This is a genomic window from Pseudomonas sp. MDT1-85 (genome assembly GCF_054898065.1).
Genome location: NZ_CM142715.1, coordinates 345,879 through 368,361 on the forward strand (window position 1 = coordinate 345,879; position 22,483 = coordinate 368,361).

Below are 22,483 nucleotides of genomic sequence, written 5' to 3' on the forward strand. Positions count from 1 at the left end.
ACAGATTCGACGCAAAAACCTGTAGGAGCGAGCGGGCGGCGATCCGACTTGCCCGCGAAGGCGCCCTTCCTAACGATAAAAATCCTAAGCCGGAACCGCCTTCGCCTTAGGCTCCCTCTCCCAAACCCGATGCTGCCCAATCGCAGCAAAAAACGCCTTGAACAGCGTGGCATCCGTACCCACGATCAGACCCGCATCAACCTCCAGTTTCAACACATCCAGCAACTGCTTCGCTTCGCCATGCAACGCGATGGCCTTCAAATGCTTGTACGCCTCAAGCAGGTAATGCAGCGCTACACCATCAGTACTCAGCGCCTTGATCGACGCCGCGCCACCCGGCACAAACACCGCGTCGAACGCTACAGAAGGCAAACCTTCCATCGACGCATCCACCGGCAGCACTTTGCCATCGGCGGTTGTCACGGGGGCCGAGGTCGGGCCGAGCAGTTTGGCGTGCGCACCTTCGGCCATCAGCGCCTTCTTCATCGCATCAATCGCCGCGCCATCCACCCCGTTGGCCGCCAGAATGGCCACTTTTCGGGTTTTGATATCCCCCGACAGCAGGTTGGCCTGGCTCAGGGCAGGGGAGTGGTCGAGTGACGTTTTGCGCACCTCGACCGTTCCGGCCTTCGGTACCGGCAAGCCGAGGTTCTGTGCCACGCGTTTGGCCAGTTCCAGATCGATATTGGCCAGGATCTCATTCACCTGCCGCACACGAATAAATTCGCGTTCGACCTTGCCCAACTCAAAGCTGTAGGCCGCGATGATGTGTTCCTGCTCGTGCTTGCTCATGCTGTGGAAGAACAGCCGCGCCTGAGAGAAGTGGTCGGCGAACGACTCGCTGCGCTGACGGATTTTCGCAGCGTCGATGCGCTCCGGATAAGTCTCGAAGCCACCGTTCTGCGCGGCCGGTGGGGTCTCTTTGGGCCAGCCGCTGTCAATGGAGTTTGGCTCGTAGGAAGCGCGTCCCTTGTCGATAGTAGTTCGATGCTGAGCATCCCGTTGACCATTGTGGAATGGCGACACCGGACGGTTGATCGGGATCTCGTGAAAGTTCGGCCCACCGAGTCGGCTGATTTGCGTATCGGTGTAGGAAAACAACCGACCTTGCAGCAACGGGTCATTGGAGAAGTCGATCCCCGGCACGATATGCCCGGGGCAGAAGGCAACCTGCTCGGTCTCGGCGAAGAAATTGTCCGGGTTGCGGTTGAGCACCATTTTGCCCAGCGGAGTGATCGGCACGACTTCCTCAGGAATGATTTTGGTTGGATCGAGAAGGTCGAAATCGAAGGCATGTTCGTTTTCTTCCTCGATGACCTGTACGCCCAATTCCCATTCCGGGTAGTCCCCCCTCTCGATGGACTCCCAGAGATCACGACGGTGGAAGTCGGTGTCTTTACCGGCAAGCTTCTGCGCTTCATCCCACACCAGCGAACAGGTGCCAGCGGCGGGGCGCCAGTGGAATTTTACGAAACGCGCCTTGCCTTCGGCATTGATCATGCGAAACGTGTGCACGCCGAAGCCCTGCATGGTGCGCAGGCTTTTGGGGATCGCCCGGTCAGACATGGTCCACATCACCATGTGCGCGGATTCCGGCACCAGGGAAACAAAGTCCCAGAAAGTATCGTGGGCTGAGCCGCCAGTAGGAATCTCGTTGTGGGGCTCGGGTTTTACCGCATGTACGAAGTCAGGAAACTTGATTGCATCCTGAATGAAGAACACCGGCATGTTGTTGCCCACCAGGTCGAAGTTGCCTTCGTTGGTAAAAAACTTCACCGCGAAACCTCGTACGTCCCGCACGGTATCGCCTGACCCGCGGGGGCCTTGCACCGTGGAAAAGCGCGCAAAAACCGGAGTCTTTTGATGTGGGTCTTGTAGGAACCCGGCCTTGGTCAGTACGGAATGGGTTTCATACGCCTGGAAGTAACCATGGGCTCCGGTACCACGGGCATGGACGATGCGCTCGGGAATGCGTTCATGGTCAAAGTGCGTGATCTTTTCACGCATGATGAAGTCTTCCAGCAACGACGGCCCGCGGGCACCGCCCTTCAACGTGTTCTGATTGTCCGCGACCTTCACACCCTGGTTGGTGCGCAAGGCCTGTTCGGTGGCATCGGAGCGAAATTTTTCCAGGCTGTCGAGCTTGGCGTTGGTGTTGCTGCGGTCCAGGGTATCGGTCCCGGCCAGTGCGCTTTTTGGGGCGGCAGGCTTTTTAGTACTCATCAGACGTAAACTCCTCGTTGCGATTCCCGTCGGGCCAAGGCTTATGAGCCATTGCCCGGACACGGCATCCAGGCATTCTCGAGTTGCTTAATCAGTGACCGATGGGGAGTTGGCGCCGTTCCTTTTTTCTGACCTTTGATCGCGTTATTGCCAAATCGCTGGTTGAATGCGAAATAAATGCTAAGAACCTCTATACGGACAGGCTAAAATGCGCGCCCGGCTAACCGCTGATCCTTTTCTAACGCGCCCCACAAGGTTCGCTACGTGATCGAGTTTCAAAACGTCCACAAAACTTACCGCGTCGCCGGTAAGGATATTCCCGCCCTGCATCCGACCAGTCTGACGATTGAGAATGGTCAGGTCTTTGGTCTGATCGGCCATTCCGGCGCGGGAAAAAGTACCCTGCTGCGTCTGACCAATCGCCTGGAAAACTCCAGTGGCGGCAAGATCATCGTCGATGGCGAAGAAGTCACCGCGCTGGATGCCAATAGCCTGCGGCGCTTCCGCCAGCAGGTCGGGATGATTTTCCAGCACTTCAACCTGCTGGCGTCCAAGACCGTGGCCGACAATGTCGCGCTGCCGCTGACCCTCGCCGGTGAACTGTCCCGTAGCGAAATCGACCAGCGTGTAGCGGAGTTGCTGGCGCGGGTCGGCCTGTCTGACCACGCGAAAAAGTATCCGGCGCAACTGTCTGGCGGTCAGAAGCAGCGTGTCGGCATCGCCCGCGCCCTGGCAACCAAACCGAAAATCCTGCTGTGCGATGAAGCCACCAGTGCCCTGGACCCGCAAACCACGGCGTCGGTCCTGCAACTGCTGGCCGAGATAAACCGTGAGCTGAAACTAACCATCGTGCTGATCACCCACGAAATGGATGTGATTCGTCGAGTCTGCGATCAGGTGGCGGTAATGGATGCCGGCAAGATCGTCGAGCAAGGTTCGGTGGCCGAGGTGTTCCTGCATCCCAAGCACCCGACCACCAAGCGCTTCGTGCAGGAGGACGAGCAAATCGACGAAAGTGAACAGCGTGACGACTTCGCTCACGTACCGGGGCGCATCGTGCGTCTGACTTTCCAGGGCGAATCGACCTACGCGCCGCTGCTGGGTACCGTCGCCCGGGAAACGGGAGTGGACTACAGCATCCTGGCCGGTCGCATCGATCGCATCAAAGACGTCCCTTACGGGCAATTGACCCTGGCCGTCACCGGTGGCGACATGGAAGCGGCGTTTGCTCACTTCACCGCAGCCGACGTCCACATGGAGGTGCTGCGCTGATGGAAGTCCTGACGAGTTTCTTTTCCAATATCGACTGGTACGAAATCTGGCTGGCCACCGGCGACACCCTGCTGATGCTCGGCGGTTCGCTGTTGTTCACCGTGCTTTTGGGATTGCCGCTGGGCGTCCTGTTGTTCCTGTGCAGCCCGCGCCAGTTGCTGGAAGCCAAAGGCGTGTACGCGATGCTGTCGCTGGTGGTGAATATTCTGCGTTCGCTGCCGTTCATCATTTTGCTGATCGTGATGATTCCGTTCACCGTGTTGATCACGGGCACCTCCCTGGGTGTCGCCGGCGCGATTCCACCGCTGGTGGTGGGTGCCACGCCGTTCTTCGCGCGACTGGTGGAAACCGCTTTGCGTGAAGTGGATCGCGGCATCATCGAGGCGACCCAGGCCATGGGCGCGACGACACGTCAGATCATCACCAACGCCCTGCTGCCGGAAGCCCGTCCGGGCATCTTCGCGGCGATTACGGTGACAGCGATTACACTGGTGTCCTACACGGCAATGGCCGGTGTGGTCGGCGCTGGCGGCTTGGGCGACCTGGCGATCCGTTTTGGTTACCAGCGTTTCCAGACGGATGTGATGGTTGTGACGGTGGTGTTGCTGCTGATGCTGGTTCAAGTGCTGCAAACCGTTGGCGACAAATTGGTTGTCCATTTCTCACGTAAATAAGTCATGAGCCGGCCATTCGCTGGCAGGCGCCAAACGGGCGCCCACAAGGAGTTAGCTGAATGAAAAAACTACTCGTCGCGTTCGCTGCCGTTGCAGCCTTTTCCGCACACGCTGCCGACACCCTGACCGTCGCGGCCACCCCGGTGCCTCACGCGGAAATCCTCGAGTTCGTTAAACCGGCCCTGGCCAAAGACGGCGTGGATCTGAAGGTCAAAGTCTTCACCGACTACATCCAGCCGAACGTGCAGGTTGCGGAAAAACGTCTGGACGCCAACTTCTTCCAGCACCAGCCGTACCTGGATGAGTTCAACAAGGCCAAGGGCACCAACCTTGTCAGCGTTGCCGGCGTGCATCTGGAACCGCTGGGCGCTTACTCCAGCAAGTACAAAGCGCTGACCGAGCTGCCGGGCGGCGCCAACGTGGTGATCCCGAACGACGCCACCAACGGCGGTCGTGCGTTGTTGCTGCTGGCGAAGGCTGGCCTGATCAAGTTGAAGGATTCGAACAACATCCTGTCGACCGTGAAGGACATCACCGAGAACACCAAGGACCTGAAATTCCGCGAACTGGAAGCCGCGACCATCCCGCGCGTGCTGACTCAGGTCGACCTGGCGCTGATCAACACCAACTACGCGCTGGAAGCCAAGCTCGATCCGTCCAAGGACGCGCTGGTCATCGAAGGCAGCGACTCACCGTACGTGAACATCCTCGTTGCCCGTCCAGACGACAAGAGCAGCGCCGCGATGCAGAAACTTGTTGCTGCGCTGCACAGCCCGGAAGTGAAAGCCTTCATTCTCGAGAAGTACAAAGGCGCGGTATTGCCGGCGTTCTGATCTGACGCAATAAGAAAAACGGGGACGCATTGATTGCGTCCCCGTTTTTTTATGCCTGAAATACCACCCCTGTAGGAGCCAGGCTTGCCGGCGAAGGCGTCCGTAAGATCGCCTTCGCCGGCAAGCCTGGCTCCTACAGGGGGTGGTGTTGTTTACTCGCGCTTGAGCATCACCGGCAGCTGCGCCACCAGTTTCTGGTTGTTCAACGGTGCACGAATAAACCCGCGCTGCGTCCCGTCCGGGCCGATCACCGCGAGGTTGCCGCTGTGATCGACGGTGTAATTAGGCTTGCTGGTGTCCGCCGGAATAAACGGAATACTCACCGCATTGGCCAGTTTCTGCAGGTCTTCGACCGAGGACGCAGTCAGCCCGATGAACTGTGGATCGAAGTAGCCCAGGTACTGCTTGAGTTGCTTGGGCGTGTCGCGGTTCGGGTCGACGCTGACCAAAACGACCTGCAACTTGTCCACAGCATCCGCTGGCAGTTCACTCTTGATCTGCCGCAATTGGGCGAGGGTGGTCGGGCAGATGTCCGGGCAGAAGGTATAGCCGAAGAACAACACACTCCACTTGCCTTTCAGCTCGTTGATCGCCACCGGCTTACCGTCCTGATCGGTCATCTTCACGTCCGGCAAATTACGGCTTTGCGGCAACAGGATGATCCCCGCATCGATCAGTGCCGTCGGGTCGCCCTGGTTTTTCCCGGTCAGTACTTTATTGATGGTCAGGCCCAGGATCAGCGCGATCAAGGCGACGAGAATGAAGACGGTTTTCTGGGTTCGAGTCATAGGTTCAACAGTAAGTAGTGGTCTACGAGCAGCGCGATAAACAGCAGGAACAAGTAGTAAATAGAGTACTTGAACGTGTTGATCGCCGCGTGCGGCCGAGTGCCACGGTACAGCACCACGGCCCATTGCAGAAACCTCGCGCCCAGGACGAGGGCACACATCAGGTAGAGCACGCCGCTCATGTGGATCACGTAGGGCATCAGGCTGACAGCCAGCAGCGCAAAGGTATAAAGCAGGATGTGGACTTTGGTGTAGTGCTCGCCATGGGTCACCGGCAGCATCGGAATGTCAGCCTTGGCGTATTCCTCTTTGCGATGAATCGCCAGTGCCCAGAAGTGTGGCGGGGTCCAGGCGAAGATGATCAGCACCAGCAGCAACGGTTCGGCACTGACATGACCGGTGGCGGCGGTCCAGCCGAGCAGTGGCGGGGCCGCACCCGCGAGGCCGCCGATGACGATGTTCTGCGGCGTCGCACGTTTCAGGAAACCGGTGTAAACCACGGCATAACCGAGCAAGGACGCGAGGGTCAGCCACGCCGTCAACGGGTTGGTGAAGGTGAGCAACAAGGCTTGGCCGAGCAGCGCCAGCACCAAGGCGAAGGTCAGCGCAGCGCTCGGAGATACCCGACCTTCGGCCAAGGGCCGTTTGTGAGTTCGGGCCATGACCGCGTCGATGCGCCGGTCCACCACATGGTTGACCGCCGCCGCACCCCCGGCACACAGGGCGATCCCCAAATTGCCAAACACCAGCACCGTCCACGGCACCCCGGCGCGGGTCGCGAGGAACATGCCGACCAGCGAGGTGATGAGCATCAGCACCACCACTTTCGGCTTGGTCAGCTCCAGATAATCGCGCCAGATTGCCTGACTGTGACGTTCGCCGATCAGGGTCGCCATGGCATTTCTCCTTTTATTGTTATCGGCCCGGCCGAGTGTTTACGCAGGCTGAGACGCCAGCGCACGGGAGGCTGATGCTTGACCCGAACCAGACTGGTTCGTGCGTGATAATTGACCAGCACCATCGTCAGCAGCAGCGCTGCACCGCCGGCGTTGTGGGCGACGGCCACCGGCAGTGGCAAGTGGAACACCACATTGCTGATGCCCAGGGTGATTTGTGCGGCAAGGGCGATCAGCACCATGGCGGCCAGGCGCGTCATGCCGACGATCTTCAGTTGCCAGGCCAGACCGAGCAGAACGAGGGTGACCAGTAACGCGCCGATGCGGTGAGTCAGGTGAATCGCGGTGCGGGCATCGCTGTCCAGTTGACCGCCCAGGTAATTGGGGCCGATGTGTTGGGTCAGGTGAAAGCCGTTGGCGAAATCAGCCGGTGGCAGCCATTGTCCGTGGCAGGTCGGAAAGTCGATGCAGGCCACCGCTGCGTAATTGGAACTGACCCAGCCACCAAGGGCAATTTGCAGGATCACCAGCAGCAACCCGGCGGTCGCCCAGTGCTGCAAACGTCGGGGCACGGTCAGCGCCGGCAACACGCCGGACAGGCGCAAGGTCAGCAGAAACAACAGGCTCAAGGTCGCAAAGCCACCGAGCAAATGCCCGGTGACCACTTGCGGCCAGAGCTTGAGCGTCACCGTCCACATGCCGAACGCCGCTTGGGCGAACACCACCGCCAGCACAAACAACGGCAGTTTCACCGGCTGCCCCGGGTGATGACGATGGGTCCAGGCCCGACCGGCCAGCACCGCGATCAATAGCCCCAACGTGCCGGCGAAGTAACGATGGAGCATCTCGTTCCAGCCTTTGTTGGCTTCTACCGGCGCATCGGGAAAATGCAGTTCGGCATGGGCCAATTGGGCTTCGCTGTTCGGCACGCTGATAAAGCCGTAACAGCCGGGCCAGTCCGGACAGCCAAGACCCGCATGGGTCAGGCGTGTGTAGGCGCCGAGCAACACCACAATCAGTGCCAGCAAGGTGGCAAACAGCGCGAGGCGAAATCCAGGTTTGGCCATGACGATGCCCTTATCCGATGTTCGACAGTTTCAGCAAATGGCGCAGGTCGTTGAGCAGGTCCTTGCCCTTCACCGTCGGGTCGTAGCGCAGCACCAGGTTGCCGTGAGGGTCGATGATCCACAGGTGCGGCGTGTCATTGCTCTGAGCGCCTTTGATGTAGGTTGGCGGGTCCAGTGAATAACGTTGCAGCTGCGGGTATTCACGTTGAAGTTTAGTCTCGTAATCGCTGTTCAGCGGCTGTGCGATGGCCAGCGCATGGCTGGCGCGGGAGGCCTCGCGACCGAGGCCGATCTGGATCTGGCGCGCCAGATACACCAGCTGCTGGCAGTCCACCGAACAGTCCTTGGGCGCTGTCACCAGTAACTGCCAGCGGTCTTCTTGCGCTGGTACGCCGATGTCGGCGCGGGTCTGGCCGTTGCCGATCAGTTCGCCGTGATAACTGCGGCCCTCCGGCACCCAGAACTGCAATTTGTACATGCCGGTGGCGAGGATCATCGGACCCACCACTCCTAACAGGATCAGTAACAACTGCAAGCGCCCGCGCCGACGATTTACCGGCGTTTTCGCCTCAGACATGCCGGGTGGATTCATGGCCGCTCCCATTATTGTTCTCCTTTGCGTTGTGCCAACCGAGATAGAGGTAAAGGCCGAGCAGGGCTATCGACAGGGCGAACCACTGCACGGCATAAGCCAGGTGTTTTTCCGGCCCCATGGCCACCACCGGCCAATCGGCCTGGTAGGTCGCGGGACCACTTTGCGCGCGTAATTCGTAGGCGAAACCGTCACGGTCAAGCGCCGCCCAGAGCCTGGCCGGTTCAATGGCGGTGACCAGTTGTGGCCAGGTCGTGGCGTCTGGGTCGGCGTGCAACTGGAACGTTGCGCCGGGGGAGACGTAGATCCAGGCGTCGAGGCTCAATGCTTGAGTCGGTGTGGTGAATGACGGCGGTGTGCGCCGATCCGGCCACGGCAACCAGCCACGATTGACCAACAGCCAGAGCCCGGTTGCCTGATCCCGGAACGGTTGCAGCAGCTCGACCCCAACCTTGCCGTCGCGCTGACGGTTGTCCAGCAGCAGGCTGTGTTCGGCATCAAACTGGCCGTGCAGGCGAACCCGGCGGAAGGCCGGATCTTCGGTGTGTTGCAGTTCGGTGCTGGCCATCGGTTCGGCTGCGCGGCGCTCGGCGTAGCTTTGCAGCAGCGCGCTTTTCTCCGCGCCCCGGCTCAACTGCCAGAACCCGAGTGACACCAGCAAAGGCAGCAGCATCGCGACCACCAGGGTCGGCCCGAGGCCCGGCCGAAAGCGTTTCATGGCGTCGCCAGAAAGTCGGTAATCGCGATAGCTATACTCAAATGCATCGCCTGTCCCCCGGAGTGTCACCATGCTCAAAGCAGCCATCGTCCTGATGCTGATTGCCACGGTTGTCAGCCTGTTCAGCGGCCTGTTTTTTCTGGTCAAGGACGACAGCCACTCGAATCGCCTGGTCATCGCCTTGAGTGTTCGTGTTGCGCTGGCCGCCACCACTGTCGGCTTGATCGCCTGGGGTTTTTTCAGCGGCCAGTTGGTGTCTCACGTGCCTTGGTAGTCATGAGAGCCAAGGCTCAGAGCACGTAGACGAAAACGAACAGACCGATCCACACCACGTCCACGAAGTGCCAGTACCAGCTCGCCGCCTCGAAGCCGAATTGATGGTCGGCATCGAAGTGCCCGCGCATGACCCGCATCAGCATCACGAACAGAATGATGGTGCCCATGGTCACGTGTGCGCCGTGGAAACCGGTGAGCATGAAGAACGTTGCGCCGTAGATGCCGGAACCCAGAGTCAGGCCCAGTTCGTGGTAGGCGTGCAGGTATTCTTCGGCCTGGAAACCGAGGAACGCGCAACCGAGCAACACCGTCAGTGCCAGCCAGATTTTCAGTGCGCCGCGGTGGCCTTTTTTCAAGGCATGGTGAGCAACGGTCACGGTGACGCTGGAACTCACCAGCAGCACGGTATTGAGTAGCGGCAGGCCCCAGGGGCTGATGACTTCCTTGGGTGGAGGAAAGAGTTTCGGGTCGGGGTTGTTCAGCAGCGGCCAGGTGAATTCAAACGTTGGCCACAACATGTGAGCGATGCCTTTGGTGCCTTCACCGCCCAGTGCCGGGCCCGTGATGTTGCGCACATAAAACAGCGCACCGAAAAAGGCGATGAAGAACATCACTTCCGAGAAAATGAACCAGCTCATGCCCCAGCGGAACGAGCGGTCCATCTGTGCGCTGTACAACCCTTGGCGACTTTCCTTGATCACCGTACCGAACCAGCCGAACAGCATGTAGGCCAGCAGCAGGCTGCCGACGAAAAAGATCAATGGACCATGGGATTCCGGACGCGCAGCCTTCAGGTCGTTGAACCAGGTGCCCAGGCCGAACACCGTGACGAACATGCCGACCGTGGCGATAATCGGCCATTTGCTTTGGGCTGGAACGTAATAATGTTCGTGAGTTGCCATTTATTGTTCTCCTTATCGGGCACGCTTTAACGCCTAGCCGCCGGTGCTTGCTGCAACAGCCACGGGCGGATGACGTGCGGTGATATCGAACAGCGTGTAGGACAGCGTCAGGTGCTTCACTTCCTTGGGCATGTCGCGGTCAACAATGAACCGTACCGGCATCTCGATGCGTTGACCGGGCTGCAGCACTTGCTGGGTAAAGCAGAAACATTCGGTCTTGTGGAAGTACGCGGCTGCGTTGCTGGGCGCGATGCTCGGAACCGCCTGAGCGCTCATCGGGCGATCAGTCGGGTTATGGGCGATAAAAATCATCTCGTTCACCGCCCCCGGGTGAGCGGTCAGCTCATCACTCTTGGGATAGAAATCCCAGGCCATGTCGGCGGCGTTGGTCGACAGAAACTGCACGCGAACCTGCCGCGAGGCGTCGACCGTTTGCTCGCCTTCATACTGCCCGGAGGTTTTGCCATTGATGCCGAACGCCTTGCACATCACGTCGTAGATCGGCACCAGGGCAAAGCCGAAGACAAACATCGCTACCACGACCAGCAACAGGCGGGTGACCAGTTTCTTCATCGAAATCGAATCAGCCATGATGCTTAACCTCTGCCGAGAACCCTGTGGGAGCGGGCTTGCTCGCGAAGCAGGCGCCGCGGTTTGGCGGACAGACCGCGTCATCGTTCTTCGCGAGCAAGCCCGCTCCCACATGGGTTACGGTGTTCATTTCACTTCCGGCGGCGTGGTGAAGGTGTGATACGGCGCCGGCGACGGAATGCTCCATTCCAGGCCTTCGGCGCCATCCCACGGCTTGGCCGGTGCCGGCTCGCCGCCACGAATGGTCTTGATCACGATGAACAGGAAGAAGATCTGCGTGGCCCCAAACATGAACGCACCGATCGACGACACCATGTTGAAGTCGGCGAACTGCAGGTTGTAGTCCGGAATCCGCCGCGGCATGCCCGCCAGGCCCACGAAGTGCATCGGGAAGAACGCCAGGTTCATGCCGATGAACGAGAGCCAGAAGTGCAGCTTGCCGAGGGTTTCGTCGTACATGTGGCCAGTCCATTTCGGCATCCAGTAGTAGGCCGAGGCGAAGATCCCGAAGATCGCCCCCGGCACCAGCACATAGTGGAAGTGCGCGACCACGAAGTAGGTGTCCTGATACTGGAAGTCCGCCGGGGCGATGGCCAGCATCAACCCGGAGAACCCGCCAATGGAGAACAGAATGACGAACGCCACGGCGAACAGCATCGGTGTCTCGAAGGTCAGCGAGCCTTGCCACATGGTGCTGGCCCAGTTGAACACCTTGACCCCGGTGGGCACCGCGATCAGCAGCGTGGCGTACATGAAGAACAACTCGCCCACCAGCGGAATGCCGACCACGAACATGTGGTGCGCCCAGACGATGAACGACAGGAACGCAATACTCGCCGTGGCGTAGACCATCGAGGTGTAGCCGAACAATGGCTTGCGCGAAAAGGCCGGAATGATCGAGCTGACGGCACCGAAGGCCGGCAGGATCATGATGTACACCTCGGGGTGACCGAAGAACCAGAACACGTGCTGGAACAACACCGGGTCACCGCCACCGGCGGCACTGAAGAAGCTGGTGCCGAAGTGGATGTCCATCAGCATCATCGTCACGCAGCCGGCCAGTACCGGCATCACCGCGATCAGCAGGAACGCGGTAATCAGCCAGGTCCAGACGAACAGCGGCATTTTCATCAACGTCATGCCGGGGGCGCGCAGGTTGAGGATGGTCGCGATCACGTTGATCGCACCCATGATCGAACTGATCCCCATCAAATGGATGGCGAAGATGAAGAACGTCACGCTTTCCGGCGCGTAGGTCGTCGACAGCGGTGCATAGAAGGTCCAGCCGAAGTTCGGCCCGCCGCCGGGGGTGAACAGGGTCGATACCAGCAGGATGAACGCCGCCGGCAACAGCCAGAAGCTGAAGTTGTTCATCCGCGGCAGGGCCATGTCCGGCGCGCCGACCATCAACGGGATCATCCAGTTGGCGAGGCCGACGAAGGCCGGCATCACCGCACCGAAGACCATCACCAGACCGTGCATGGTGGTCATCTGGTTGAAGAATTCCGGCTGGACGATTTGCAGTCCCGGCTGGAACAGTTCGGCACGGATCACCATGGCGAACGAGCCGCCCAGCAGGAACATGGAGAACGCAAACCACAGGTACAGCGTGCCAATGTCTTTGTGGTTGGTGGTCAGCACCCAGCGCATCAGGCCTTTGGCGGGGCCGTGGGCGTGGGCGGTGCCGGTATGAACATGGTCATCGACTACAGCAGTCATGTCCTGTCTCCTGCAAACGGATGGGCTGGGCGGGCCGGGGCGTCATGCCCCGAGCGGTTCCTTACGTACGCAATAAACCGGGTCATTTGCTTTCCGCCTGTTTCAGCTCCAGCACTTCTTTAGGGGTGACCATGTCACCTTTGTTGTTGCCCCAGGCGTTACGTTCGTAGGTCACGACGGCTGCGATATCGACTTCCGACAGTTGTTTGCCGAATGCCGCCATGGAGGTGCCGGGTTTGCCGTGGAAGACGATGTTCAGGTGATCCTTGATAGGTCCGGTGGCGATTTTCGAGCCCTTGAGTGCCGGGAACATCGGCGGCAGACCCTGACCTTCGGCCTGGTGACAGGCCACGCAAGCGGTGTGATAGACCTTGTCGCCGCGCTCCTTGAGCTCATCTAGGGTCCATTCCTTGCTGGTCAGCTCTTTGAGCTGCGCAGCTTCCGCCTTGCGCTCGCCCAGCCAGGTTTCGTAATCGGCCTTTTCCTTGACCTCGACCACGATCGGCATGAAGCCGTGATCCTTGCCGCACAGCTCGGCGCACTGGCCACGGTAGATGCCGGGCTTTTCGACGCGGGTCCAGGATTCATTGACGAAGCCCGGAATCGCATCGCGCTTGACCGCGAAGGCCGGCACCCACCAGGAGTGGATGACGTCGGCGGAGGTCACCAGAAAGCGCACCTTGGCACCGATCGGCAGCACCAGCGGCTTGTCGACCTCCAACAGGTAATGCTCGCCCTTGGTTTCCTTGTTGTGGATCTGATCGGCGGGGGTGGTCAGGTTACTGAAGAATTCGACGTCCTGACCCAGGTATTTGTAGTGCCACTTCCACTGATAACCGGTGACCTGAATATCGATATCCGGCTCAGTGTTGTCGTACATCTGGATCAGCGTGGCGGTTGCCGGGACCGCCATAGCCACCAGGATAAGCAGGGGCACGATGGTCCATAGAACTTCAACGGTCGTGTTTTCGTGAAATTTGGCGGCCACCTGCCCGGTCGAGCGGCGGTGGACCATCATCGACCAGAACATGACGCCGAAGACGATGATGCCAATCACCACACAGATCCAGAAAATGATCATGTGCAGATCGAATACTGCGTGACTGATTTCAGTCGCTCCAGGCGCCATATTCACAGTCCAGGCCGCTTGCGCCTGACTGAAAATCGACCACAACAGGAGGCCCATCCAGACATGTGGATGTCGCATCATTGCGGGTTCCCCTTATAGTTCTTTTTATCCCGCCGGCTTTCACCTGCGGCAAGGGAGCGGCTTTTTCAGACTACGAACTTGAATCGCCGAGCCTTGCTGCATATGCAGTCGGGCGTCATCAGCTAACTCCATTCAGAACCGAGTATAGACAGCGACTGCCACCTCGCAATGCGATGGCGTAAATCGACTGAAACAGGTTGGACTTGCGTTCCAGGTCACGAATGGAGAAGGATGCAGACGAGTGGTGGCAAATCGATATAACGTAGGCGTCTCAAGGATGAAATAATTATGACAAATACGTCTTAGGCTTTTTCATAAGCCAGCTACGTTATGTCTTCCCCTATTTCATTGCCTTTGTTTCCTGGAGTTTTCATGAACACCGCCGCATTGCGCGAGCAGATCCAAAAAGCCCAACAACATGAGGCCGAGACCGGCCTGTTGACTCGTCAACTGGAAACCCAACTGCCGCACCTTCACTCCGCCATCCAATTGCCGGATGTCGATGCCAATGGCGTAATGACGCGTTTTGTGGCCGCGTACATAGAACAAGTGCCGGATTTGCTGGATGCAGCCAATGAAGTCGCCAGGGAAGCGGGCATCGAGTCGCAGATCAAGCCGGTATTGAAAATCGCCGAGCAGTTCTTCCTCCAGCCGCCGGCGATCATGGCCGGTCATATCGGCCTGGACAGTCTGCTGGACGAAGCTTATCTGGCGCATCGGTTGGTCGAAGAGGTCAACGACCTGTACATCAAGCACTTTGGCCAGCCATTGATCCCCTTGGACATGACTGTTGCCAACCTGATTGCCCACCAACTGATCGGCGAGGAATTTGCCAATCAACTGGATGAGGCGGTGCATCACGCTGTGGACGAGATGCTTAACGATGAAAGTTTCGCGTTGGAGTCGGTAGAGGCCTACCGCGAGAAACTCAACAGCCCGGACACCGGCGCCGCGTGGAAGCGCTGGCCGTGCCTGTCGCGCCAATTGGGCGTGGGCCTTGAGCTGGATCAGCCAGCGGCTTGATCCATCGGTCAACACAAACCCCTGTGGGAGCGAGCCTGCTCGCGAAAGCGGTGTGTCATTCAACTTTGATGTCGACTGATACACCGCCTTCGCGAGCAGGCTCGCTCCCACAGTATCATCTACACGGCTGAACCTACTCCGGTTGTAGTACGCAACCGTCCTTCAAGCCTGCGCTTCAACCCTCGCGCTTCAATCAGCAGCTTCGAACCCTTGGCCGCATTGGCCCGACCCCACTCCTCCAGCAACTCCAGACACGAGTGATCGATGTAGCTCAGGTTATTGAGTGGCACATGCACCGTTGTGCCTGCGGGAATGCTCCCCAGCACTTGGGTCAGCGCCGGTACCTTGAGGAAGGTCGCCGCCCCCACGAGTCGCAGCTCCATCTCGCCGTCCGCCGGCAGATCGATCAGACTGATTTTCAGGCGCGAAGCCTTCCAGGCCAGTTTGGCCAGTGTCAGGCCGAAGCCGATCAGCACGCCGGTCAGCAGGTCGGTGAAGATGATTCCCAATGCGGTCGCCGCATAGGTAAACATCGGCATCCGGCCGTAACGACCCAAGCCGCGAAAGGCCTTGAGGTCCACCAGTTTGAAACCGGTATAAACCAGGACGCCTGCCAGGCTTGCCACCGGAATGCTTTGCAGCACGCTCGATAGCAGCAGCACGAAGGCCAGCAACCACAGACCATGAAACACCGTCGACAGTCGGGTGGTGGCGCCGGCCTGGACGTTGGCTGAACTGCGCACGATCACCCCGGTCATCGGCAGCGCGCCGAGCAGACCACACAGCATGTTGCCCACACCTTGCGCCGATAATTCGCGGTCGAAGTCAGAGCGCTGGCCATTGTGCATGCGATCCACGGCAGCGGCCGAAAGCAGAGTTTCGGCGCTGGCGATAAAGGCCACGGCGAAGGCAGCGATCAGCAAGGCCGGGTCTGCCAGATTGAGCAGGTCCGCCGGGCGCAGCCAATCGATGGCTTCCGCCAGATTGGCCGGGACTTCCACACGTTTGATCTGCAATGCGAGCACCAGGCTGGCAATCGTTGCCAGACCGACTCCCAGTAATGCTCCAGGAACGAAACGCAGGGAGTGCGGACGGAATTTTTCCCACAGCCACATCACGGCGATAGTCGACAACCCGAGCAAACCCGCTTGCCAGCCAAACGCCGGCAAAGCCTGAATCACTGCAGCGGGGAAGGCCGCCAGATTATCCAGCCCCGACGGCTTGGGCACGGCATCGAGCATCACATGCACCTGCGACAGCACGATCAGCACCCCAATCCCGGCGAGCATGCCATACACCACCGCTGGCGCCGTGACCCGAAACCAGCAACCCAGTTTCAAACGCCCGGCCACCAGTTGCAGAAAACCCGCGAACAGCAGGATCGGCCCGAGCATTGCAATACCATGCTGGCGCACCAGTTCGAACACCAATACCGCCAGCCCCGCCGCCGGACCGCTGACTTGCAGCGGCGATCCGGCAAGCCAGCCGACCACCAGACCTCCGATGATGCCGGTGATCAGGCCTTTGGCCGGTGGTAGTCCCGAGGCGATGGCGATACCCATGCACAACGGCAGGGCGACCAGAAACACAACCACCGAAGCCAGTAGCTCCCGTGGCAGAACAGCTTTTAATTGAGCAGCACGCATGGTGACTCTCCCGAAGTTTTCTTCAGGCATGGCAAAGCCAGGCTGCCAGATCAGCAGCCTCGGCTAAACCATACGAGGATTTAGAAGCGCGCTTTGGGCGTCGCCACCGGAATCGGATGACTGCCATCGAGCGGCAGGAAGCATCCCTGATCCGCGTCGTAAGCATTGATTTCGCTGGTTTCGATGTTGTAAACCCAGCCATGGATAAACAACTGACCGTTGGCCATGCGCGAGGCCACCGATGGGTGCGTGCGCAAGTGCTGTAACTGAGCGATCACATTCTCTTCAGTGAGGATGTGCATGCTTTCGTTTTCATCAGTGCAATTGCAGTTGTCCTGGACCATGGTTTTTGCCACTTCGGCATGCCGCAACCAAGCCTTGACCGTCGGCATCTTTTCCAGGCTCTGCGGGTTGAGCACTGCGCGCATCGCGCCGCAGTCGGAGTGCCCGCAGATGATGATGTGTTGCACGCCCAAAGCCAGTACCGCGTACTCGATAGCCGTGGAAACGCCGCCGTTCATCTGTCCGTAGGGTGGCACGACGTTGCCGACGTTACGGGTCACGAACAGATCGCCGGGGGCGCTTTGGGTGATCAGTTCAGGAACGATGCGCGAATCGGCGCACGCAATGAACATCGCCCGAGGCCGCTGGGCCGTGGCGAGTTTTTTGAAGAGTTCTTCCTGCTGCGGAAAGATCTCGTGATGAAAGTGCAAAAAGCCGTCAACGATATGCTTCAGCGCTGCATCGGCGGTTTCCGCCTCGGGTTGGGCTGAAGCCGACGCAGCCAACGGCTGTTTATCCTTGTCACTCATAATTCATCCTCTTTGGCGGAGTCAGGGAATTTTCCCGTTTTGTCCGGTATAAAGCCCAGTGGCTGTTTAAAAAACATCCAGGTCGAAGAGCCAGACCCGTCAGTCACTCGATGAACAAGGTAGCCGTTGAAACTTAACTCAAACTGAATAAAACGCTCTAGAACGAGTGTTCCAGGTCACAAAAAACGTGACCAGCCTAAATGCGGAGTATCGTTTTCTACTCAACCATAGGGCCAATTGTCCTTAAATCAACGACATTTGGCGACCCGGCGGACAAAAGGCTTCGCAATCCAGATTGAAACCTTCCCGACGATTGAGCCCCAGGCGCTTGATGGTTTTGGCGAAGCGTTGCGCCAACAGGTCGGCAAACGGCCCTTCACCGCGCATTCGGGCACCGAACCGGCTGTCGTAGAGCTCACCACCACGGCTTTGGCGGATCAGGCTCAACACATGAGCTGCACGCTGAGGATAGTGGGCGGCCAGCCACTCTTCGAACAGCGGCGCCACTTCCAGCGGCAGGCGCAACATCATGTAGGCCGCGCTTTGCGCGCCGACCGCATGAGCTTCGGTCAACAGGCTCTCGAGTTCGCTGTCGTTGATCATTGGAATCATCGGGGAGCACAACACGCCCACCGGAATCCCGGCTTCGCGCATCACCCGGATCGCCCGCAGTCGTGCCTTGGGTGCAGCTGCGCGCGGTTCGAGGATGCGTTTGAGTTCGTCATCCAGCGTGGTCAGGCTGATCATCACCGCCACCAGTCTTTGCTCGGCGAGTTCGACCAGCAAGTCCAGATCGCGAAGAATCAGCGAGCCCTTGGTGATAATGGTCAACGGGTGGCGGTAACGCAGCAGCACTTCGAGAGTCTTGCGGGTGATTCTGTGTTCACGCTCGATGGGCTGATAAGGGTCGGTGTTGGAGCCCAGGTTGATCGGCGCGCATTGATAGCCGCGCTTTGACAGTTGCTCCTCCAGCACGTCGGCGGCGTTGGTCTTGGCGATCAGTTTGGTTTCGAAATCCAGCCCCGGTGACAGGTCCCAATAGGCGTGGCTGGGCCGTGCGTAGCAATAAATGCAGCCATGCTCGCAGCCGCGATAAGGGTTGATCGAACGATCGAAGGGCAGGTCCGGCGAGTTGTTGCGGGTGATGATGGTTTTTGCCGTCTCGATGCGCACCTCGGTGCCTTGGGTGATCGGCGCTTCCTGATACCAGCCGTCATCCTCGGCCACCGAACGGCTTGGCGCGAAACGGTTGTGCGGGTTGGTGGCGGTGCCGCGTCCGCGAGGTGGGAGGAGAATAGCCATCGATAAAATTCCTTTAGCTGTATGTTCATACAGTATATCGGCTCGATGGAATCAGCCAGTGCCGTTCGGCGCCTGAATATTATTCACAATTGTATTAGATTGTTTTTAGTTCAAAAAAATAAGTTTTTGCAACCATGAGAAACATATTGCCAATAGAAAAGTGATGGGGCTAATTAGTACTATTCGCTTCGCACGAAGTTGTCGTGTACTCATTATTAAAAGGATTTACGTAATGTCGTCTTATAATCAGCGTGGTATTTTTTTGCAACTCGCGACTCCGTCTATCGTTAGTCCGAATGAAGTCAGGGTTTCCATGCAGTTTGCACTGAAGGAAGAGGGTTACGACGCACCAAATCAAGTGGTCACCTACTCGCTGTTTGATTCTCCTACCCGCGAGGCCGTGTCCACGGACGGCGGCAAAACTTTCACCATGGGCGCTGCACGCACTGATGTGGACGGCGATGGTGATATTGACGCACAAGACAAGGCAGTTCTCCTGGCACTGGCGAACGCTTATTCGAAGATCGTTAATCCTTGATTACGATTGAACGCTTGTAATAGGTAAATAGCAGGCAATAATAAGTTTAAGGATGTATTCAAAAAACGGACGGAGTTTCAGTGCCGTTTTTTGCACTTGAGTTTAACTTGTCCGCGGTTAAAAACTGTCTCTCGGCAGAAGCCGTATTGCATCAATTAGCCAAAAGCCGTTTTTTCGCCACGAAAGCAGGCGCACGTCGTTCGATTCACGATTCTTTGACGGCTGACTCACAGGCCTTTGACCCCTCCGGTTGCAAGGTATGCGTCATCTACCAGCCCTTTCATGACGGTCGCCTGAGCATGTCCCTACCGCGCCTCTTACTTGCGATGTTGCTTTTGTCGCTGGCCACATTTTTCAATCTGACACTCGCTCACGCGAATGACAGCGTTATGCCCCGCCCGGCGGAGTGGGCTCAATCAGTCGAGGTGCAATACAACCTCTTTCAAATGTCCCCGACGCTTTTCCGTAGCGCATTGCCCGATCGCGAAGCAGTACCGTTACTGGAAAAGCTCAAGGTCGGCACCATCATTACCTTCCTGCCCGAATCGGATTCAACCTGGTTGGCTACTCCAGGTATCGAGCAGATACAGTTGCCCTACCGCACCAATCACGTGGATGACAGTGATGTACTCAAGGCCCTCCGCACAATTCAGACCGCCGAGGCCAAAGGGCCTGTGCTTATGCACTGCAAGCACGGCTCTGATCGCACCGGCCTGATGGCCGCGATGTACCGAGTGGTCGTGCAGGGCTGGAGCAAAGAAGATGCCCTGAACGAAATGACCCAAGGCGGCTTTGGTGACAGCACCCATTTCAAGGAGGGTGTGCGTTACATGATGCAGGCCGATGTCGACAAACTTCGTACGGCGATGGCCAATGGTGATTGCAGCACGAGTCCATTTGCCAGTTGCTCGATGAAGAACTGGTTCAAATCGGCGCATGTCGAGTAGGGGATACCTCCCACTGCATGGCGCAGTGGAAGGTGGTTTCCAGCACTCAGTGTTGCTCGTCTGGCTTCTTTTTCAACCTCGGGTTCGGAAAAAACTGCACGGCCTGGACCTTGGCGTCCGGCACCTTGAGTGCCGAAGTATTGACCCGTGTGCCCAACTCCTTGGGCACCGACAGACCTTGTTCATTCAGCGTGTCGGAATAACCGCAGGCCACGCACTCGCGATGCGGAACGGCGTCTTCGCTCCACATCATCAACTTGTCCGGCTCGCTGCAGGCCGGGCACACCGCCCCGGCGATAAAGCGTTTTTTGGTAATCACAGGTCCCTCACTCATGCTGCCGCGTCCTCACTCAGGCCGCTGTGGCGCAAGAGTGCGTCAATCGATGGGGCACGGCCACGGAAGTCGACGAACAGCACCATCGGTTCTTGGGAGCCGCCTCGCGCCAGGATCGCTTCGCGGAACGCGCGACCGGTCTCGGCATTGAGCACACCCTCTTCTTCGAATTTCGAGAAGGCATCGGCCGACAATACTTCAGCCCACTTATAGCTGTAGTAACCCGCCGCATAACCACCGGCGAAAATGTGAGCGAAGCTGTTGGGAAAACGGTTGTAGGCCGGCGGACGCATGACCGAAACCTCGTCGCGCACGCCTTCGAGCACTTGCAGCACACTGCGACCGTCGCCGTGGGTGGCGTGCAATTCGAAGTCGAACAGCGAGAACTCCAGCTGGCGGACCATCATCAGGCCGGACTGGAAATTCTTCGCCGCGAGCATTTTCTCCAGCAGATCCTGAGGCAATGGCTCGCCGGTTTCGTAATGACCGGAAATCAGTGCCAGACCTTCCGGCTCCCAGCACCAGTTCTCCATGAACTGGCTTGGCAGCTCGACCGCATCCCAGGCCACGCCGTTGATGCCAGACACGCCCGCGTGCTCGACGCGGGTCAGCAGGTGATGCAGGCCGTGACCGAATTCGTGGAACAGGGTGGTCACTTCGTCGTGGGTCAGCAGGGCTGGTTTGCCACTGTCGGCCGGGGTGAAGTTGCACACCAGGTTCGCCACCGGGCTTTGCAGCACGCCATTGATCGTGCGGCGATGATCGCGGGCGCCATCCATCCAGGCACCGCCGCGTTTGTTGGCGCGGGCATACAGGTCGAAGAAGAACCGGCCGACGTGCTGGCCGTTTTCCTTGATTTCGAACAGGCGGACATCCGTATGCCAGGTGTCGAAGCCTTTCAGCTCGGCGATCTCGATGCCGTACAGGCGCTGGACGATACTGAACAACCCACCCAGAACCTTATCGATCGGGAAGTACGCGCGAAGGGTTTCCTGGGCGATGCTGTAGCGCTGTTCACGAAGTTTTTCACCGTAGAAACCGCTGTCCCAGCTTTGCAGGTCCGGGCAACCCTGTTCGGCAGCATAGGCCTTGAGCTGTTGCAGATCCTGGGCGGCGAACGGCTTGCTGCGTTTGGCCAGATCGCGCAGAAAACTCAGCACCTGATCGTTGGACTCGGCCATTTTGGTGGCCAGGCTCAGCTCCGAGAAACTGGCGAAGCCCAACAGTTTTGCCAGTTCCTGACGCAGGTCGAGAATTTCTTCCATGACCGGGCCGTTGTCATTCTGACCGGCATTCGGGCCTTGGTCCGACGCGCGGGTGCAGTAGGCGGCGTAGACTTCTTCGCGCAGGGCGCGGTCCTGGGCGTAGGTCATCACCGCGTAGTAACTCGGGAATTCCAGGGTGATCAACCAGCCATCCAGCTCTTTGGCTTGTGCGGCGGCGGCCATTTGCGCCTTGGCCGACTCGGTCAGACCGGCGAGGGCGGCTTCGTCGGTAACGTGCTTGGTCCAGGCTTGGGTGGCATCGAGCAACTGATTGGAGAAGCGGCTGCCCAGTTCCGATAGTTTGCTCTGCACATCGGCGTAACGCTTTTGTTCAAGCGCAGGCAGGTCGATACCCGACAGACGGAAGTCACGCAGGGCGTGTTCCAGGATCGTTTTCTGCGCCACGTCGAAACCGGCGGCCTCTGGGCTGTTGGCCAGTGCTTCATAGGCCTGAAACAGTTCACGGTTCTGGCCCAGCTCGGTGGCGTAGGCGCTCAAGGCCGGCAGGCAGGACTCGTAGGCTTCGCGCAACTCGGCGCTGTTGCACACGGCATTGAGGTGACTGACCGGGCTCCAGGCGGCGCCCAGACGATCGTTGAGCTCATCCATCGCCAGCACCAGGCCGGCCCAGGTCGGTTGTATACCCTGGATTCTGAGGATGTCGACGATGGCGGCGCGGTTATCAGCCAGGATCTTTTCAATGGCCGGTTGCACGTGTTCGGCACGGATCGCCGAGAACGGCGGCAGGTCGTAGGACTGCAGAAGAGGGTTGTTCACGCTCACGGTTGGCACCTTGGCTGGAAAACATGCGGGAAGAAACATGGCCCCATCTTAATTACAATCGACGCTCACCGC

General features: G+C 58.7%; 22 protein-coding genes. 7 read left to right on the plus strand and 15 right to left on the minus strand.

The annotated features are described in order from the left end of the window. Window positions 1–84: 84 nt before the first annotated feature. On the minus strand, window positions 85–2,223 hold the full coding sequence (gene katE / locus ACYZT2_RS01610) for a catalase HPII (protein WP_461969571.1): 2,139 nt from the start codon (window positions 2,221–2,223) through the stop codon (window positions 85–87). 264 nt (window positions 2,224–2,487) lie between these two features. Here katE and ACYZT2_RS01615 point away from each other — a divergent pair, with 264 nt between their 5' ends. Genes ACYZT2_RS01615 through ACYZT2_RS01625 form a run of 3 tightly spaced genes read left to right on the plus strand, consistent with a single transcriptional unit; the run spans window position 2,488 to window position 5,002 of the window. Continuing rightward, on the plus strand, window positions 2,488–3,495 hold the full coding sequence (locus ACYZT2_RS01615; protein ID WP_461969573.1) for a methionine ABC transporter ATP-binding protein: 1,008 nt from the start codon (window positions 2,488–2,490) through the stop codon (window positions 3,493–3,495). Further along, a complete protein-coding gene (locus tag ACYZT2_RS01620; RefSeq protein ID WP_461969575.1) occupies window positions 3,495–4,169 on the plus strand; it encodes a methionine ABC transporter permease in 675 nt (224 codons plus the stop codon). Before ACYZT2_RS01615 ends, ACYZT2_RS01620 begins: the two co-directional genes overlap by 1 nt. 59 nt (window positions 4,170–4,228) lie before the next feature. Further along, window positions 4,229–5,002, plus strand: coding sequence for a MetQ/NlpA family ABC transporter substrate-binding protein (locus tag ACYZT2_RS01625; protein WP_461969577.1), 774 nt, complete (start codon window positions 4,229–4,231; stop codon window positions 5,000–5,002). Window positions 5,003–5,154: 152 nt separating this feature from the next. Here the strand turns inward: ACYZT2_RS01625 and ACYZT2_RS01630 are convergent, their stop codons facing one another. The 5 genes from ACYZT2_RS01630 to ACYZT2_RS01650 are packed head-to-tail and all read right to left on the minus strand — an operon-like array spanning window position 5,155 to window position 9,063. Continuing rightward, window positions 5,155–5,790 (minus strand): SCO family protein, encoded by a 636-nt coding sequence (locus ACYZT2_RS01630; protein ID WP_063341991.1) that lies wholly within the window; start codon window positions 5,788–5,790, stop codon window positions 5,155–5,157. After that, complete coding sequence (gene cyoE / locus ACYZT2_RS01635) at window positions 5,787–6,686, minus strand: heme o synthase (RefSeq protein ID WP_461969580.1); 900 nt, start codon at window positions 6,684–6,686, stop codon at window positions 5,787–5,789. The genes ACYZT2_RS01630 and cyoE overlap by 4 nt, the downstream gene beginning before the upstream one ends. Next, window positions 6,674–7,753, minus strand: a complete 1,080-nt coding sequence (locus ACYZT2_RS01640; protein WP_461969582.1) for a COX15/CtaA family protein — start codon at window positions 7,751–7,753, stop codon at window positions 6,674–6,676. Before ACYZT2_RS01640 ends, cyoE begins: the two co-directional genes overlap by 13 nt. 10 nt (window positions 7,754–7,763) lie before the next feature. Then, entirely contained in the window at window positions 7,764–8,357 is a 594-nt protein-coding gene (locus ACYZT2_RS01645; protein ID WP_461969584.1) for a hypothetical protein, read from the minus strand. Further along, a complete protein-coding gene (locus ACYZT2_RS01650) occupies window positions 8,323–9,063 on the minus strand; it encodes an SURF1 family protein (RefSeq protein WP_461969586.1) in 741 nt (246 codons plus the stop codon). Before ACYZT2_RS01650 ends, ACYZT2_RS01645 begins: the two co-directional genes overlap by 35 nt. A 70-nt stretch (window positions 9,064–9,133) precedes the next feature. Here ACYZT2_RS01650 and ACYZT2_RS01655 point away from each other — a divergent pair, with 70 nt between their 5' ends. Next, window positions 9,134–9,337 carry a twin transmembrane helix small protein gene (locus ACYZT2_RS01655; protein ID WP_030129650.1) on the plus strand — a complete coding sequence of 68 codons (204 nt, stop codon included), beginning with the start codon at window positions 9,134–9,136 and terminating at the stop codon, window positions 9,335–9,337. 16 nt (window positions 9,338–9,353) lie between these two features. On the opposite strand, the gene ACYZT2_RS01660 is transcribed toward ACYZT2_RS01655, so the two are convergent. The 4 genes from ACYZT2_RS01660 to coxB form a co-directional block, all read right to left on the minus strand. Further along, a complete protein-coding gene (locus ACYZT2_RS01660) occupies window positions 9,354–10,241 on the minus strand; it encodes a cytochrome c oxidase subunit 3 (RefSeq protein ID WP_461969588.1) in 888 nt (295 codons plus the stop codon). A gap of 33 nt (window positions 10,242–10,274) precedes the next feature. Further along, window positions 10,275–10,832 carry a cytochrome c oxidase assembly protein gene (locus ACYZT2_RS01665; RefSeq protein WP_461969590.1) on the minus strand — a complete coding sequence of 186 codons (558 nt, stop codon included), beginning with the start codon at window positions 10,830–10,832 and terminating at the stop codon, window positions 10,275–10,277. Window positions 10,833–10,958: 126 nt separating this feature from the next. Beyond that, window positions 10,959–12,551, minus strand: coding sequence for a cytochrome c oxidase subunit I (gene ctaD / locus ACYZT2_RS01670; RefSeq protein WP_461969592.1), 1,593 nt, complete (start codon window positions 12,549–12,551; stop codon window positions 10,959–10,961). A gap of 82 nt (window positions 12,552–12,633) precedes the next feature. Next, complete coding sequence (gene coxB, locus ACYZT2_RS01675) at window positions 12,634–13,761, minus strand: cytochrome c oxidase subunit II (protein WP_461969594.1); 1,128 nt, start codon at window positions 13,759–13,761, stop codon at window positions 12,634–12,636. Window positions 13,762–14,133: 372 nt separating this feature from the next. On the opposite strand from coxB, the gene ACYZT2_RS01680 reads away from it, so the two are divergent. Beyond that, window positions 14,134–14,784, plus strand: a complete 651-nt coding sequence (locus ACYZT2_RS01680) for a hypothetical protein (protein WP_461969596.1) — start codon at window positions 14,134–14,136, stop codon at window positions 14,782–14,784. 119 nt (window positions 14,785–14,903) lie between these two features. Here ACYZT2_RS01680 and ACYZT2_RS01685 read toward each other — a convergent pair whose 3' ends face one another. The 3 genes from ACYZT2_RS01685 to ACYZT2_RS01695 form a co-directional block, all read right to left on the minus strand. Continuing rightward, window positions 14,904–16,430, minus strand: coding sequence for a SulP family inorganic anion transporter (locus ACYZT2_RS01685; protein WP_461969598.1), 1,527 nt, complete (start codon window positions 16,428–16,430; stop codon window positions 14,904–14,906). 80 nt (window positions 16,431–16,510) lie between these two features. Further along, a complete protein-coding gene (locus tag ACYZT2_RS01690) occupies window positions 16,511–17,242 on the minus strand; it encodes a carbonic anhydrase (protein ID WP_253554266.1) in 732 nt (243 codons plus the stop codon). Between the two features lie 243 nt (window positions 17,243–17,485). Further along, window positions 17,486–18,544: a PA0069 family radical SAM protein gene (locus tag ACYZT2_RS01695; protein WP_461969601.1), complete on the minus strand. Its 1,059-nt coding sequence runs from the start codon at window positions 18,542–18,544 to the stop codon at window positions 17,486–17,488. Window positions 18,545–18,776: 232 nt separating this feature from the next. Here ACYZT2_RS01695 and ACYZT2_RS01700 point away from each other — a divergent pair, with 232 nt between their 5' ends. Then, the gene (locus ACYZT2_RS01700; protein WP_461969604.1) at window positions 18,777–19,082 is read left to right on the plus strand and encodes a hypothetical protein; all 306 of its coding nucleotides are present in this window, start codon (window positions 18,777–18,779) and stop codon (window positions 19,080–19,082) included. Window positions 19,083–19,381: 299 nt separating this feature from the next. Further along, the gene (locus ACYZT2_RS01705; RefSeq protein WP_461973308.1) at window positions 19,382–20,029 is read left to right on the plus strand and encodes a phosphatase domain-containing protein; all 648 of its coding nucleotides are present in this window, start codon (window positions 19,382–19,384) and stop codon (window positions 20,027–20,029) included. A 46-nt stretch (window positions 20,030–20,075) separates the two neighbouring features. Here ACYZT2_RS01705 and ACYZT2_RS01710 read toward each other — a convergent pair whose 3' ends face one another. Beyond that, window positions 20,076–20,363: a YheV family putative zinc ribbon protein gene (locus ACYZT2_RS01710; RefSeq protein WP_461969606.1), complete on the minus strand. Its 288-nt coding sequence runs from the start codon at window positions 20,361–20,363 to the stop codon at window positions 20,076–20,078. Then, window positions 20,360–22,411 carry an oligopeptidase A gene (gene prlC / locus ACYZT2_RS01715; protein WP_461969608.1) on the minus strand — a complete coding sequence of 684 codons (2,052 nt, stop codon included), beginning with the start codon at window positions 22,409–22,411 and terminating at the stop codon, window positions 20,360–20,362. Before prlC ends, ACYZT2_RS01710 begins: the two co-directional genes overlap by 4 nt. Window positions 22,412–22,483 lie beyond the last annotated feature (72 nt).

Coding starts and splice junctions, on each gene's coding strand:
- katE (WP_461969571.1), bottom strand. CDS start 2,223: ATGAGTACTAAAAAGCCTGCCGCCCCAAAAAGCGCACTGGCCGGGACC.
- ACYZT2_RS01620 (WP_461969575.1), top strand. CDS start 3,495: ATGGAAGTCCTGACGAGTTTCTTTTCCAATATCGACTGGTACGAAATC.
- ACYZT2_RS01625 (WP_461969577.1), top strand. CDS start 4,229: ATGAAAAAACTACTCGTCGCGTTCGCTGCCGTTGCAGCCTTTTCCGCA.
- ACYZT2_RS01630 (WP_063341991.1), bottom strand. CDS start 5,790: ATGACTCGAACCCAGAAAACCGTCTTCATTCTCGTCGCCTTGATCGCG.
- cyoE (WP_461969580.1), bottom strand. CDS start 6,686: ATGGCGACCCTGATCGGCGAACGTCACAGTCAGGCAATCTGGCGCGAT.
- ACYZT2_RS01640 (WP_461969582.1), bottom strand. CDS start 7,753: ATGGCCAAACCTGGATTTCGCCTCGCGCTGTTTGCCACCTTGCTGGCA.
- ACYZT2_RS01645 (WP_461969584.1), bottom strand. CDS start 8,357: ATGGGAGCGGCCATGAATCCACCCGGCATGTCTGAGGCGAAAACGCCG.
- ACYZT2_RS01650 (WP_461969586.1), bottom strand. CDS start 9,063: ATGAAACGCTTTCGGCCGGGCCTCGGGCCGACCCTGGTGGTCGCGATG.
- ACYZT2_RS01655 (WP_030129650.1), top strand. CDS start 9,134: ATGCTCAAAGCAGCCATCGTCCTGATGCTGATTGCCACGGTTGTCAGC.
- ACYZT2_RS01660 (WP_461969588.1), bottom strand. CDS start 10,241: ATGGCAACTCACGAACATTATTACGTTCCAGCCCAAAGCAAATGGCCG.
- ACYZT2_RS01665 (WP_461969590.1), bottom strand. CDS start 10,832: ATGGCTGATTCGATTTCGATGAAGAAACTGGTCACCCGCCTGTTGCTG.
- ctaD (WP_461969592.1), bottom strand. CDS start 12,551: ATGACTGCTGTAGTCGATGACCATGTTCATACCGGCACCGCCCACGCC.
- coxB (WP_461969594.1), bottom strand. CDS start 13,761: ATGATGCGACATCCACATGTCTGGATGGGCCTCCTGTTGTGGTCGATT.
- ACYZT2_RS01680 (WP_461969596.1), top strand. CDS start 14,134: ATGAACACCGCCGCATTGCGCGAGCAGATCCAAAAAGCCCAACAACAT.
- ACYZT2_RS01685 (WP_461969598.1), bottom strand. CDS start 16,430: ATGCGTGCTGCTCAATTAAAAGCTGTTCTGCCACGGGAGCTACTGGCT.
- ACYZT2_RS01690 (WP_253554266.1), bottom strand. CDS start 17,242: ATGAGTGACAAGGATAAACAGCCGTTGGCTGCGTCGGCTTCAGCCCAA.
- ACYZT2_RS01695 (WP_461969601.1), bottom strand. CDS start 18,544: ATGGCTATTCTCCTCCCACCTCGCGGACGCGGCACCGCCACCAACCCG.
- ACYZT2_RS01700 (WP_461969604.1), top strand. CDS start 18,777: ATGTCGTCTTATAATCAGCGTGGTATTTTTTTGCAACTCGCGACTCCG.
- ACYZT2_RS01705 (WP_461973308.1), top strand. CDS start 19,382: ATGTCCCTACCGCGCCTCTTACTTGCGATGTTGCTTTTGTCGCTGGCC.
- ACYZT2_RS01710 (WP_461969606.1), bottom strand. CDS start 20,363: ATGAGTGAGGGACCTGTGATTACCAAAAAACGCTTTATCGCCGGGGCG.